The organism is Aeribacillus sp. JST-2, assembly GCF_056032925.1.
Genome location: NZ_JBVVUU010000006.1, coordinates 117,064 through 130,960, shown reverse-complemented (window position 1 = coordinate 130,960; position 13,897 = coordinate 117,064). Strand labels below are relative to the sequence as shown.

The window sequence follows — 13,897 nt, the reverse complement described above, 5'->3', positions numbered from 1 at the left end:
AACCCCGGTACGCTCAACCCTTTGTGGGAGGGGCGCGCCCCTCCCACAAAGGCAACCACCCAAGATATGCGATTGTCAAGGAGCGTATCGGACTGGAAATTCGATAAAAAAACTTTCTGAAACTTAGTATACGAGGAAGTGGCAAAAATGAAGGAATACTTAACACAAGATCGTTTTTCAAAAGAATATAATTGGCTAATAAAGTCAAAGTCACCGTATTTGCTGCAACATGCAACGAACCCTGTCAACTGGTTGGAATGGTCGCAGGAAGCGTTTCAAAAAGCGAAAAGGGAAGGAAAACCTGTATTAGTGTCCATCGGCTATTCCTAGCCCTCGAATAGGGGGCTTGGAATAGAAATACGCAGAAGAATTGAAGTATTAATCTACATGTCATTGGTGCCATGTAATGGCTCATGAAAGTTTTGAAGACGAAGAGGTGGCAAAGCTTTTAAATGAACGGTTTGTTGCGGTCAAAGTGGATCGGGAAGAAAGACCTGATGTTGACTCCATCTATATGCGGGTATGCCAGCTTCTCACTGGTCAAGGGGGATGGCCGCTACATGTGTTTTTAACGCCTGATCAAAAACCGTTTTATGCAGGCACTTATTTTCCAAAAGAAAGCCGTTATGGCCGTCCGGGGTTTGTCGACGTTTTAAAGCATCTTTCCGAAACGTACAGAGATCAGCGTGAAAAAATTGAGGAAGCGACAACGCAAATTATCGGTGCACTTCAAGAAAATGCGAGCCGCAGCAGGGAAGGCGAACTAGACAAAAGCATCCTTCAAGAAACGTTTCAGCAACTTGCCAACCAATTTGATGCCATTTACGGCGGATTCGGCCATGCGCCGAAATTCCCGATTCCCCATCAATTGATGTTTTTAATGAAATATTACCGATGGACAAAAAATGAGCAGGCACTATATATGGTCAAAAAAACTTTAACGCAAATGGCAAAAGGGGGGATTTGGGATCATATCGGCTTCGGTTTTGCCAGATATTCGACGGACAATATGTGGCTTGTGCCCCATTTTGAAAAAATGCTGTACGATAATGCACTCTTGCTTTATACATTCGTCGAAGCTTGGCAAATAACAAAAAATCCTGAATTCAAAAAAAATTCCGAACAAATCATTGAGTTTGTGCTTAGGGAGATGCGCGATGAATCTGGCGCTTTTTTTTCAGCGATTGATGCCGATTCAGAAGGGGAAGAAGGAAAATATTACGTTTGGACGAAAAAAGAAGTGGTTGAAACACTTGGAGAAGAACTTGGCGAGCTGTTTTGCAAGGTTTATGATATTACGGAAGAAGGAAATTTTGAAGGGAAAAACATCCCGAATTTAATAAATTGGAATGTTGAAAAAGCGGCTTTAAATTGGCAGATGCCTTTTGAACAACTAGAGGAACAATTAGAACAGGCAAGAAAAATGCTGTTTGAAAAACGATCCGAAAGACCTTTTCCCCATTTGGACGACAAAATTTTAACAGCATGGAACGGGCTGATGATTTGCGCACTTGCCAAAGCAGGTGCCGCATTTCAAAAGAAAGAGTACATTGATATTGCCAAAAAAGCGCTGGAATTTATCGGAAACCATTTAATTGCCGGCGATCGGATCATGGTCCGCTATCGTAAAGGGGAAGTGAAGCAAAAAGGGTTTCTCGACGATTATGCTTTTCTCCTTTGGGCGTATCTGGAAATGTACGAGGCAACGCTTCAACTTGCTTACTTGAAAAAAGCAAAACAACTGGCAGACAGGATGATCAGGCTTTTTTGGGATCAGGATAACGGCGGTTTTTTCTTCACAGGTCATGACGGCGAATCTTTGATAGTTCGTGAAAAGGAAATTTATGACGGGGCGCTTCCTGCCGGAAACAGCGTGGCCGCCTTCACACTCTTGAAATTAACAAGGCTGACCGGTGATGTATCATATAGTGAAAAATTACATCAAATGTACTCCCTATTTAGTAAGGAAGTGGAACGATACGGGAGCGGACATGTGTTTTTCTTACAAAGTTTCTTGACGGAACAGATGCCGCAAAAAGAAATTGTTATTCTTGGTCCGAAAGATTGCAGAAAGAAGGAAACATTATTAAATCAATTCCGCCAGGCATTTACTCCGGAAATTTTTGTCCTTGTTGCGGAAAATCCGGATCAATTTTTGGATATTGCCGAATTTGCTAAAAGTTATCGAATGCTTAACAACGAAACGACCATTTATATTTGTGAAAACTTCGCTTGCCGGCAGCCGACAACGGATTTCGAGGAAGTGATCAAAACATTGAACATCTAATAAAAAAAGATGGTGTTGGTTATTTTGCACCATCTTTTTCACTTAATCCATGCAGCAATAGGATACCGGACAATCATCACAGTTAATTTCATTTTTTAAATATTGAAGGTCGTGGACAACAATTTTTTTGTCTTTATAGGAAATGATCCCTGTTTTTCTTAATGTACTTAACATTCGGTTGATGCTTTCCCTTGTAGTTCCACAAAAATTGGCTAGTTCTTGATGAGTCATTTCTAAATTAATAAGCGTTCCGTTTTCAATTTTCTCGCCATAACTGTTAGCCATTCGTATGAGCGTAGAATATAAAGCGCCTTTTTTTCCATGCAAAATAAGATCGCGAAATTTTGTCTGGGTAATTTGGAACTGGTCGCTCATCCATTTCATGAACTCCATTCCAAGCTTTGGATTTTGAAACAATTCGTATTGGAGCCTCTCTTTTTTAATAAAAAACAAAGAGCTGTCCTCTACAGCTTGTGCGTTAAACATATATTTCGGATAATTTGAAAAAATGGAAAACTCGCCAATTAAATCGCCTCTTTTACAAAGCCTCAGGGCAATTTCCCTTCCATCAAATGTCGCCTTGGCTATTTGAATAAGTCCAGATTGAACACAAAAAAGGTCTTGGGCCTCCATACCGTCTTGAAAAAGGTAAGTTCCTTTTTTGACATTGATCATTCCGTCAGACCATTCAAACAAAACGTTCAATGGTATGTTAAGCGAATGATTCGTCACTTGTTGGATCATTATGGGAAACCTCCATTCAATAGGAAACCGTTTTACCTATTCATATTGTAACAAAAGAAAATGAAAATGTTTGTGAAAATGAGGTGAAAAACACAACAAATTTTAGAAGGGAGTTGTATAAAAACGAGAATTTTACAAAAAGCTAAAATGAATTCAAAAAATTAGGAGGGAAAACAAATGCCACATCGAATTCAAGGGTATGTTAACCAAGCTCAGCAGGCATTGCAGCAAATCCATCAAATCGCTAATATGCTAAAGCAGCAAGAACAACAAAATGCCAATCAAGCTTTTAGCTCAAATCAATTTTCGGCACAACAGGCGCAAACATTCGGACAAAGAGAACAAAATGCGGTGCAAAATTTGCAGCAAATTCAACATTTAGCCCAGTCGCTTCAAAACCAATCACAGCAGGTGCAAAATTCCTTTCAAGGTTATCAACCGCAAAGCCAATATAGAACTGCATACCAAGCTCAACAACCACAAATTCAATACCAAGGAACAGGCTTTAGCTTTAATCCGTTAAGCGGCCAGGCAAGCGAAACAAACGTAAACGAAGTGCGCCGTCAAAATCAACAATCAGCCCAGCAAACTCAAACACCGTATCAAAACCAGTACCAAGGTCAGATGGCAGGGATGGGCATGAGTTTTAATCCGTTAAGCGGCCAGGCAAGCGAAACAAACGTAAACGAAGTGCGCCGTCAAAATCAGCAATCGGCCCAGCAAACTCAAACACCGTATCAAAACCAGTACCAAGGTCAGATGGCAGGGATGGGGATGAGTTTTAATCCGTTAATTGGCCAGGCAAGCGAAACAAACGTAAACGAAGTACGCCGTCAAAATCAGCAATCAGCCCAGCAAATCCAAATGCAGTAAAAAACCGATAAAGTCATGGAAGACTGGATGTTCTTTTCCATTCAATAATCGTTTGTCTGATAAAGTCCGCAGGCAAAACGATCCTCAATATTTCAAAAAAAGCAACGGTTATGTTGAGCAGAGAAACAATAATAAGATGGAAAAAGACCACAGAAATAAATTCTGCGGTCTTTTATCATTTTTAAGCGCTTTTGCAACAGCCTTTATAAATGGCATTTGTAAAATATTTTGTAAGAAATTCAAATAATGTGAAACTTCCCTCCTATGACTCTCGTAAAATAAATTGAAATAATCATTATGATGGAGGAGATGATTTCATGAATGAGCCATTAAACATTCAGCATTCAAATGGAAAAATGGAAAAACCTTCGTTGTTGGGGATTGTGACAAGCCCGATTGAGACATTTGAGCGGATCAAACAACAGCCGAGAGTATTGCTGCCATTAATTGTTGTCCTTATTATTTCAACTTTGGCGGCCTTTCTTTCGGTGGTGTCCATCGACTATAGCAGCTTGGAAGAGGATTTAGGCGCTGAAGCAGCAGCTTCTGTCGATACCATTGCTAAAGTTGGCGCATTTTTCGGCGGTACGGTCGGTGTGTTCTTTACGCTGTTGATTTCGGCACTCATTCTTTTTGCCATCGTTAAAATTGCCGGAAAACAAGTTCGTTTTAAACAAATGTTTTCAATGTCCATCTTTATAAGCATTGTTTCAGCTATTGGGACGCTGTTAAATGCCATCATTTTATATTTTGTCGGCGGAGAAAATCCCGAACAAACGTTTACGAATTTAAATAGTCTCATAGGAGCAGAAGGTGCTCTTGGAGGTTTTTTATCTTCTATCGAAATTTTCGGGATCTGGGGAATGGTATTGACAGCTTTCGGTCTTCATCAAGTCGGTCAGCTCTCAAAAGCCGCGTCATGGACAATATCAATTATTTTCTTCGTTTTAGGTGCTTTGATATTAACATTAACCGGGGCAACTCAATCATTGGTGGGAGCATAGTATGAGAAAAAAAGTTTGGATTGGTATAGGAGTCGCTTTTATCATCGTTTTATTTGTCGGGATTAGCATTTACCGCGCTGCTTCAAAGGAAAATCCGACTGTATCAACCGTAAAGATGGAGGAAAAAGAAATAACTGGGAATGTCATGATTCCCGGAACGCTTCAATTAATGAATGAACAAAAGATTTTTTATGATCCGGAAAAAGGGAAGGTTAAAAAAATCCTTGTCAAAGAAGGGGATCGAGTCAAAAAAGGAACGCCTCTTGTCATCTATGAAAACGAACAACTGGAGCTTGAAAAGGAACAGGCCAAACTTTCAATTGAACAAAGCTACATCAAATTGGATCAAATCAATGAACAATTGGCTGATCTTAAGAAAAAAGAAGAAGAACTAAAAAAACAAGTCAGTGAAGAAGAAGCGGAAAAGCAAATAGAAAGTGAAAAAAACCAACTGCAAATGGATAAAAAAATGACCAACCTTGAACTGAAACAACAGCAGATCCAAAAGGAAACAGTCGAAAAGAAAATTTCAGAACTTGAAGTGAAAAGTGAAGTTGATGGAATTGTCATTACCGTTGACGAGGAAGCAACCGTTGGTACGGGCGAGAATCTGAAACCGCTCTTACATATTGGGAGTTTAAACAAAATGAAAGTGGAAGGAGTCATTTCTGAATACGATTCTTTGAAAATTAAAGAAGGCCAACCCGTTGTTTTGAAATCGGACGTGGTTCCTGACGTGAAATGGAAAGGGGAAGTTTCGCAAATCGGCATTTTGCCTCAACAAGGCAATGAAGTCGCAGAAACAGGAAACGAAGCTGTGCAGTATCCTGTGGAAGTTCTTGTAGAAGATCAGAACATCCCGGTGAAACCTGGATTTAAGCTGATTATGGAAATTGAAACAGAAAGAAAAAAAGCAAACGTCATCCCTCTCACCGCCGTTAAACAAGATGACAATCAACAATATGTGTATGTAGTGAAAAACGGAAAAACCGTGAGAAAAGAAATTAAAACCGGCAGTTCAAACGATAAATATATTGAAGTGAAAAGCGGGTTGACAAAAAGTGATGAAATTGTCCGCGAACCATCAGATGATTTGAAATCCGGTATGGAAGTGACAATTAAATGATTAAGCTCGAAGGGGTGACGAAATCTTATAAAAACGGAAAAGAAACGATGGATGTGCTCAAAGGAATCAACCTGGAAATTAGCCAAGGGGACTTTGTGGCCATTATGGGGCCGTCCGGTTCCGGCAAATCAACTCTCATGAATATTATTGGCTGTTTGGATCGCCCAACTTCAGGAGCTTACTATTTTGAAGGAAAAGATATTTCGTCCCTAAACGATCATGAACTGGCTAACATCCGCAACAAGAAAATCGGTTTTGTTTTTCAGCAATTCCATCTTCTGCCTCGGCTGAATGCCTTAAAAAATGTCGAGCTTCCGATGATTTATGCCGGCATTGGCAAAAAACAGCGGGATGAGCTGGCGAAACAAGCTTTAATAAAGGTTGGGCTCGGCGACCGAATTCGGCATATGCCAAACGAATTATCGGGAGGCCAAAAACAGCGGGTCGCCATAGCGCGGGCCATTGTGAATAATCCAAAGCTTATTTTGGCGGATGAACCGACTGGAGCATTGGATACGAAAACAAGCGAAGCAATTATGGAACAATTTACAATGTTAAATAAAGAAGGGACAACCATCATTGTCGTAACGCATGAACATGAAGTGGCTCAATTTGCTAAGCGTACGATTGTAGTAAGAGATGGAGAAATTTTACAAGAAGATTTGGGACGGGGGAGCACATTATGAATTTGATGGAAAATTTTCGGATGGCGTTTTCCTCCATCCTTGCCCATAAACTCCGTTCAATTTTGACGATGCTCGGGATTATTATCGGGGTTGGATCGGTTATTTTAGTTGTCGCCATCGGCCAAGGAGGCGAACAAGCCTTAAAGACCCAAATCGCCGGCTCCAGCAACACGATAGAAGTGTTTTATCAGCCTAGTGAAGAAGAGTTGAAAGCAAATCCGAACGCAATGTTAATGGATCCGTTTACCCAAGAAGATGTTGAAGCGCTGAAGGAGATTCCTGAAGTCAAACAGGTTGTTGCTTCCACGACAAGTTCTTATCAAACAAGGTATAAAGAAGAAACAATCGATGCGACGGTCTATGGGATCAATGCGGCATATATGGATGTCAATCAATTAAATATTGATGAAGGCCGCCTGTTTACGGAAGCGGATTTTTTAGGCGGCAGGCGCGTGGCTATTATCAGCGACCAACTAGCAAAAGATTTATTTAAAAGTCAAAATCCGATTGGCGAGGTCGTTTGGGTGTCGAATCAGCCTTTCGAAATTATCGGCATCCTTGAAAAACCTACAGGAATTTTTGCCTTTGGCATGTCGGAAATTTACACTCCATGGACTGCTTATCGTACTGCTTTTGGACAAACAAACTATACACAGGTAACTCTTGAAGCGGTTAGCGCTGACGAAATCAAAACCGCAGGGGAAAAAGCTGAGAAATTGCTAAACAGAATGCACAAGACGGAAGATTCGTATCAAGTGGTGAATTTTGAAGAAATTGCGGAATCCATTGGCCAAATTACCCGGATCATGACCATGATTATCGGAAGTATTGCGGGAATATCTCTCGTAGTTGGCGGTATCGGCGTTATGAACATCATGCTTGTCTCCGTTACCGAGAGAACGAGGGAAATCGGGATCCGTAAAGCACTCGGGGCAACGAGGAGTCAAATCTTGCTGCAGTTTTTGATCGAATCGATGACCTTAACACTCATTGGCGGCACTTTAGGGATTATGTTAGGTGCAGGAATTGCTTCCATCGTATCTATTTTTGCCGGTTGGCCTTCATTAGTATCATGGCAGGTTGTCGTCGGCGGACTGTTGTTCTCAATGTTTATTGGAATCCTCTTTGGACTATTGCCGGCAAACAAGGCGGCAAGACTGGATCCAATTGAATCGCTGAGATATGAGTAAAAATTTATTTCCCGCTTGAAACAGACGATGAAAGTATAAATATAAGGGGGGTTTTTTGGGGCAACAATCCATCCAGTCGTTGCCGTTTGGCAAAAAAAGCTGTCAAAAACGAGACGGAAAAAGTCTGAAGCTAAATTAAAAAATAAGGAAACCGGATCGGAAACGCAAAATATTATCAAAACGCTGGGAGAATGAGGACATTCAGAAGCCAATCAAATGATTGGATCAAAAAGACAAATATGAATAACAAACTGAACAGATTATGGGGGACGATTTGAGAAAAGGAAGAAAGCCTTAGCCCTAAATGAACCAGGGCTAAGGCTTTTAAATTTCACGAGGCTGTCAGCCTTTTCTCATTCTTTCGAAAACATTGAAACACGGTGGTGCCATCTGATGCCGAAAATCAATCCGATCGCCATCATGCTGCCAATAAGGGAGCTTCCCCCATAGCTGATAAAAGGAAGCGGGATTCCGGTGATCGGCAAAAGTCCAATCGTCATGCCGGCGTTTTGAAACACGTGGAAAACAAACAAGCTGATGACGCCGGCGCAAAGATAGCTGTTAAACGATTCTGTCGTTTCAATAGACACTTTAATAATATGATAGATCAAGAGGAAAAACAGGCTTAAGATTACACAGGTCCCTATAAATCCAAATTGTTCGCCGATGACGCTGAAAATAAAGTCGGTATGGTTTTCCGGAATGTATACCTGACTTTTTCCCAACCCTTTTCCGAAAATTTCTCCTGAACCGATCGCCTTTAAAGAACTGAGCAAATGGTATCCTTCTTTGCTCTTATAACCTTCCGGATTAAGCCAAGCATAAATCCGTCCGAATTGGTATTGCTGTACATTCAAATACTTTTCAAGCAGTTCAGGAGCTTTTAAAACAAGATAAAAAATGGATGATAAAGCAAACGCAGCAGTTAGAAAACCTAACGTAAGAATCCGCCAAGATATGCCTGATACGAGTATGAGGCCGGCTAAAATGGCGAGCATCACAAGCGCCGTTCCTAAGTCAGGCTGCAAAATAATGAATAAAATAGGCACTGCTGTTGCAACGCCCATTTTTAGTAGCAGCTTGAGATCCGTTTGAATGGATGGCTGAATATATTTTTGATGATGTCTGCAAATAATATGACTTAACGTAATGATTAAAATAACTTTTACAATTTCAGCCGGCTGAAAAGAAAAGCCGGGAAGCGTAAACCACGCTTTGGCGCCATTTCTCGGTTCCGCAATACTTTCCGGAGCAATCATGAGCAAAAACAAAAGAAAAATTCCAAACCCATACAAATACCATGTCATTTTTTGAATTTGCTCTGAATCGAACATCATGACAATCCCTGCAATGGCGCAACCGACTAAATAAAAGGCAAATTGCTTGATAATAAAGTTTGCCGCATATTGCCCTGATGTCATTTGCGCTCCATAAATGGCTACACAACTTGCGCAAAACAGAAGAAATATGATAAACGCCAATTGGTAATCAAACCGAGACTGCGTTTTTTTGTTAGACTCCATGAGGCCCACCAACTTCATGCAAAATTTAGTTGCGAATATGAGTGCAAAAGTGAAATCCAGTTAGATAGACGGAAGAAACCGGTGAAAGGTTTCAAGTTTCAGATACGTTTATTATAGTAGCACAATTTTTTTCATTTGCACACTTTTTCTTTAGCCGCTATGAAAGGGGAAAAAGACCATTATGAGTTAAAAAAATGGTGACACTTTTTTGCGATTTTTGCCGTCTAATGGAATAAAAACCGGAGTTGAATGAGATGAAGAAAGCGTTTCTAATATTATGTTTATTTCTTGCCGCCTGCAGCCAAGTTGAAGAACCGACGCAAAATGACCGGGAAATCAAGCAAAGCGCATCAACGGAAAATGGAGAAAAAATGAAAATCAATAGCGTAAATGAAAGCGGACAAAAAGCAGCCATTGCATCCAGCCGTTCAAATACGGAAGAACGAAAGGTCATGTACATGACCCATCTATCAGCAGAAGTAAAACATCTCGAGGAAACAATAGCAAATTTAACAAAAACAGCGATAGATGTAGGCGGGTATATGGTTCATTCAAATGTAACAGACGATGAAAATAGCATTGAAGCGGATATCACCTTCCGCATTCCGCAAAAAGAATTTCATCGTTTCCTCAATGAAGTGAAGAAAGTGAGCACAACTGTTCATTCACAGCAAATTACTGGCGAGGATGCAACAGAAGAGTATGTTGACTTGCAATCCCGTTTGAAAGCAAAACAAGCCGTTGAAGCTCGTCTGCTCGACTTGATGAAAACTGCTAAAAATACCGAAGATCTCTTAAAAATCTCTCATGATCTTGCCGCCGTACAAGAAGAAATTGAACAGATAAAAGGAAGAATAAAATATATCGATAATAAGACGGACTATGCAACCGTTGAACTTCATTTAAATGAAAAAAGAGAAAACTTGGCAAAAGATTTAAACATTTGGGAAAAAACAAAAAATCAGTTGATCAAAAGCACTCATTGGATGATTCAACTGGCTTCATGGCTCATTGTGTTTGTTATCGGAAATTTGCCAATCATTCTCTTGTTGTTGATCGTCTATTTTCTTTTTTACCGAATGTATAAGAAGCGGAAAGGAGAATAACAGATGTTTTCAATCGAAATAGGGCGCTGAAACAGCGCCCTTTAAAAGATTTATTAAGATATTTTGCTGAAAAGCAATTTGCCGCCAAGGGCAGTAAATAAAGCTCCTTTGCTGAAATGAATCGTCGAAGCCGCTTTTTTGGATTGAAACAATCTCTTTAATTTGCCGGCAAAAGCGGAAAAAAGCGCAAATAGCAGCAAAGCTTGCCCAATGAAAATAAGGCCGAGAACAAACATTTCAAGCTGGGCATGCCCGCTGTTCGGCGAGACAAATTGAGGCAAAAACGCCAAAAAGAATAATGATACTTTCGGGTTTAAAAGATTCATCCAAATGCCTCTTTTATATAAAGAAAATAATGAACGTTTTTCCATTTTTGCCATATTTCCCGAAACAACCGATTTCCCTTCCTTAAAAGATTCCCAAGCTAGATATAAGAGGTAAACCGCTCCAATGTATTTAATGATTGTAAAAATAAAAGCAGATTGGTAAAGCAAAGCCGACAAACCGAACGAAGCAAAAAGTGTATGGCCGATCAAACCTGTACAAAGCCCCAGCGCTGTGCTGAATCCCGCCCGAAATCCGTAAGACATGCTTTGGGCAATGACAAATAGATTGTCAGGGCCGGGTGCAATGGTTAATAAAACAGATGCTGTTAAAAAACTTAAGATTAGTGATAATTCCATGTCCCTCTCCCTGTTAAAGATTTTTTTGGATTGTCAAAGGACTGCCTGCAGCAGTCCAACGCTTTAAAATGCCCAATTTCCTTGCCGGAATATCGGCTCTCTAGTCCCGTCATTTTGAATGCCGTCAATGTTCATGTCAGCGCTGCCGATCATGAAATCGACATGTGTAATGCTGATGTTCAGTCCATTTTCTTTCAATTCGTCCTCTGACATCGTTTTGCCGCCCTCCAAACAAAATGCGTACGCACTGCCGATTGCCAAATGATTTGAAGCATTTTCATCAAACAACGTATTATAAAAAAGTAAATTTGCATTTGAAATCGGAGAATTGTGCGGAACTAACGCTATTTCTCCCAGATAACGGGAACCTTCGTCTGTGTCCACCAATTGTTTTAAGATTTCTTCTCCTTTTTCCGCTTTGACATCAGTAATCCGGCCATTTTGAAACGTAACCGTAAAGTTTTCGATAATATTTCCGCCGTAGCTCAACGGCTTCGTGCTCGTGACGTATCCGTTAACACCATCTTTTTTCGGTGCGGTGAATACTTCCTCTGTTGGCATATTTGCCATAAAATGAACGCCTTTTTCGTTGACGCTTCCGGCTCCTACCCAAATGTGTTTTTCCGGCAATTCGATCGTTAAATCTGTGCCAGGCGCCTGATAATGAAGTTTATGATATTTTTTGCTGTTTAAATAGTTGACTTTTTCATGAAGTGTTTCATCATGCTTTTTCCACGCTGCAACAGGATCTTTTTCATATATGCGGGTTGCTTTAAAAATCGCATCCCACAGGCTGCTGACTCGAGCTGATTTTTCTTCATTTGCAAACACTTTATCCGCCCATTCTTCACTTGCAGCGGCAATGACCGTCCAACTGACTTTATCCGATTGTATGTACTGGCGAAACGTATTTAAAGCTTTTCCGGATGCTTTTTGAAAATTTGCGATTCGTTCTGGCTTTATCCCTTTTAACAAATCCGGACTTTGGGAAACGATCGAAATAAATGCAGCGTTTCTTTCGGCAAGTTTTGTTCTTTCCATAGACTTCCACTCAGGATATTCCGTAAACACGTCATCATGCGCCATTTCATATTTCAATCTGGTTAGAACGTCATCTTGCCAGTCAACATGGACATTTCTCGCCCCTGCTTCATAAGCTTTTTTTGCGATCAAGCGGACAAGATCCTTCGCATGGAGGCTTGCTGTAATCATCAATTCTTGCCCCTCTTGCACGTTAACGCCGACCTTGACGGCAAGCTCTGCATATTTTTCAAGGTTTTGTTCAAAAGTTGCCATCATCATTCTCCTTATCCGTAAGATGAAATGCATTTTTCATCATTTTACCAGAAATTTTGTTTGGAAACCAATCGGATTGCTTAACGAAACCGAATAGAAACGGTACAATAAATAAAAAAGAAAAATAGGTGTGAGATGGATGAATTTTTTGGACGAAATGATGATTGAAAACAGCAAACAACGAGAATTGCGAGAAAAAGCAGAAAGACTTGCGGAAAAATTTGCAGAACGGGCAGCCCGGCATGATCGGGAAGCAACGTTCCCATTTGATAATTTCGCGGATTTAAAAAAGGAAGGGTTTTTAAAGCTGACGGTACCGAAGGAGTATGGAGGAGAGGAAATTTCACTTTATGAATTTCTTCTTGTCCAGGAAAAAATAGCTGAAGGCGACGGGCCAACAAGTCTTTCATTAGGATGGCATAACGGGATTGTCATGGATTTAACAGAAACAAGAAAATGGGAAGAAAAAACGTTTCAGCGGGTTTGTCAAGAAATTGTTTTGGAAGGAAAATTAATCAACAGCTGCGCAACGGAACCAACATCAGGAAGCCCTGCGAGAGGTGGAAGACCGAAAACGTCTGCGGCAAAGGATGGTAGCCGCTGGATCATTAACGGTCATAAAACGTTCACATCATTAGCGCCAATTCTTGATTACTACATTGTGACAGCGACGATTGAAGAAACAGGGGAGATCGGGGAGTTTTTAGTTCCAAAAGGGGCTGTAGGCCTTTCCATCGAAAAGACATGGAATACGATCGGCATGCGGGCAACAAGAAGCGATGATTTATTGCTGCGCAATGTTGCAGTTGAAAAAGAGGCTTTGGTAGCGGTGAGAACGCCATCCTTTCGCCCTTCCGTTCCGAAAGGATGGCTGCTCCATATTCCCGCATGCTATATAGGTATTGCGGTCGCGGCCAGAAATTATGCGGTGCAATTCGCCAAAGAATATCAACCAGCCAGTCTTTCACAGCCGATTTCCGAATTGCCGGAAGTCCGCCGGAAAGTTGCGGAAATGGATTTGGCACTGACAAACGCGCGGCATTTTATGTACAGTGTTGCTAAAAAATGGGATGAACATCCGGATTTGCACGAGAGAATGGGGCATGAGCTCGCCGCTGTAAAATATATCGCGACAAATAGCGCGATTAAAGTTGTCGACCTTGCCATGCGAATTGCAGGCGGGCAAAGTTTAAGGAAAGAGTGTCCGTTGGAACGTTACTACCGGGATGTGAGGTGCGGCCTGCACAATCCGCCGGCTGATGATATTACATTGAAAATTTTCAGCGACTGCGCTTTCCAAGAATGATATAAATGAAACAGCGTTAAGCCGGGGCGGCAAAAACCCGGCTTTACGCCGTTATCATTGGAGACATCAGTGC

Annotated in this window: 13 protein-coding genes; 9 read left to right on the top strand and 4 right to left on the bottom strand. The window is 40.9% G+C overall.

The window, feature by feature from the left end:
- The first annotated feature begins 147 nt into the window (after nucleotides 1–147).
- Nucleotides 148–330, top strand: a complete 183-nt coding sequence (locus tag AC0KTX_RS05540) for a DUF255 domain-containing protein (RefSeq protein ID WP_474251244.1) — start codon at nucleotides 148–150, stop codon at nucleotides 328–330.
- Nucleotides 331–406: 76 nt separating this feature from the next.
- The gene (locus tag AC0KTX_RS05535; protein WP_474251243.1) at nucleotides 407–2,287 is read left to right on the top strand and encodes a thioredoxin domain-containing protein; all 1,881 of its coding nucleotides are present in this window, start codon (nucleotides 407–409) and stop codon (nucleotides 2,285–2,287) included.
- A 42-nt stretch (nucleotides 2,288–2,329) separates the two neighbouring features.
- On the opposite strand, the gene AC0KTX_RS05530 is transcribed toward AC0KTX_RS05535, so the two are convergent.
- Complete coding sequence (locus AC0KTX_RS05530) at nucleotides 2,330–3,031, bottom strand: Crp/Fnr family transcriptional regulator (protein WP_474251242.1); 702 nt, start codon at nucleotides 3,029–3,031, stop codon at nucleotides 2,330–2,332.
- 177 nt (nucleotides 3,032–3,208) lie between these two features.
- On the opposite strand from AC0KTX_RS05530, the gene AC0KTX_RS05525 reads away from it, so the two are divergent.
- The 5 genes from AC0KTX_RS05525 (at nucleotide 3,209) to AC0KTX_RS05505 (ending at nucleotide 7,910) form a co-directional block, all read left to right on the top strand.
- Entirely contained in the window at nucleotides 3,209–3,904 is a 696-nt protein-coding gene (locus tag AC0KTX_RS05525; RefSeq protein WP_474251241.1) for a gamma-type small acid-soluble spore protein, read from the top strand.
- 317 nt (nucleotides 3,905–4,221) lie between these two features.
- Nucleotides 4,222–4,908, top strand: coding sequence for a YknW family membrane protein (yknW, locus tag AC0KTX_RS05520; protein ID WP_474251240.1), 687 nt, complete (start codon nucleotides 4,222–4,224; stop codon nucleotides 4,906–4,908).
- A gap of 1 nt (nucleotide 4,909) precedes the next feature.
- Nucleotides 4,910–6,034, top strand: coding sequence for an efflux RND transporter periplasmic adaptor subunit (locus AC0KTX_RS05515; RefSeq protein WP_474251239.1), 1,125 nt, complete (start codon nucleotides 4,910–4,912; stop codon nucleotides 6,032–6,034).
- On the top strand, nucleotides 6,031–6,720 hold the full coding sequence (locus AC0KTX_RS05510; RefSeq protein WP_474251238.1) for an ABC transporter ATP-binding protein: 690 nt from the start codon (nucleotides 6,031–6,033) through the stop codon (nucleotides 6,718–6,720). The genes AC0KTX_RS05515 and AC0KTX_RS05510 overlap by 4 nt, the downstream gene beginning before the upstream one ends.
- Nucleotides 6,717–7,910, top strand: a complete 1,194-nt coding sequence (locus AC0KTX_RS05505) for an ABC transporter permease (RefSeq protein ID WP_474251237.1) — start codon at nucleotides 6,717–6,719, stop codon at nucleotides 7,908–7,910. The genes AC0KTX_RS05510 and AC0KTX_RS05505 overlap by 4 nt, the downstream gene beginning before the upstream one ends.
- A gap of 353 nt (nucleotides 7,911–8,263) precedes the next feature.
- On the opposite strand, the gene AC0KTX_RS05500 is transcribed toward AC0KTX_RS05505, so the two are convergent.
- Nucleotides 8,264–9,433, bottom strand: a complete 1,170-nt coding sequence (locus tag AC0KTX_RS05500; RefSeq protein WP_474251236.1) for an FtsW/RodA/SpoVE family cell cycle protein — start codon at nucleotides 9,431–9,433, stop codon at nucleotides 8,264–8,266.
- A 254-nt stretch (nucleotides 9,434–9,687) separates the two neighbouring features.
- Here AC0KTX_RS05500 and AC0KTX_RS05495 point away from each other — a divergent pair, with 254 nt between their 5' ends.
- Nucleotides 9,688–10,539 (top strand): DUF4349 domain-containing protein, encoded by an 852-nt coding sequence (locus AC0KTX_RS05495; protein ID WP_474251235.1) that lies wholly within the window; start codon nucleotides 9,688–9,690, stop codon nucleotides 10,537–10,539.
- Nucleotides 10,540–10,592: 53 nt separating this feature from the next.
- On the opposite strand, the gene AC0KTX_RS05490 is transcribed toward AC0KTX_RS05495, so the two are convergent.
- Both AC0KTX_RS05490 and AC0KTX_RS05485 read right to left on the bottom strand, forming a co-directional pair.
- Nucleotides 10,593–11,222, bottom strand: coding sequence for a LysE family translocator (locus AC0KTX_RS05490; protein WP_474251234.1), 630 nt, complete (start codon nucleotides 11,220–11,222; stop codon nucleotides 10,593–10,595).
- A gap of 63 nt (nucleotides 11,223–11,285) precedes the next feature.
- Nucleotides 11,286–12,518 (bottom strand): aminopeptidase, encoded by a 1,233-nt coding sequence (locus tag AC0KTX_RS05485; protein ID WP_474251233.1) that lies wholly within the window; start codon nucleotides 12,516–12,518, stop codon nucleotides 11,286–11,288.
- A gap of 139 nt (nucleotides 12,519–12,657) precedes the next feature.
- Between AC0KTX_RS05485 and AC0KTX_RS05480 the strand changes: the two genes are divergently transcribed.
- Nucleotides 12,658–13,824, top strand: coding sequence for an acyl-CoA dehydrogenase family protein (locus AC0KTX_RS05480; RefSeq protein ID WP_474251232.1), 1,167 nt, complete (start codon nucleotides 12,658–12,660; stop codon nucleotides 13,822–13,824).
- The last annotated feature ends 73 nt before the right edge of the window (nucleotides 13,825–13,897 follow it).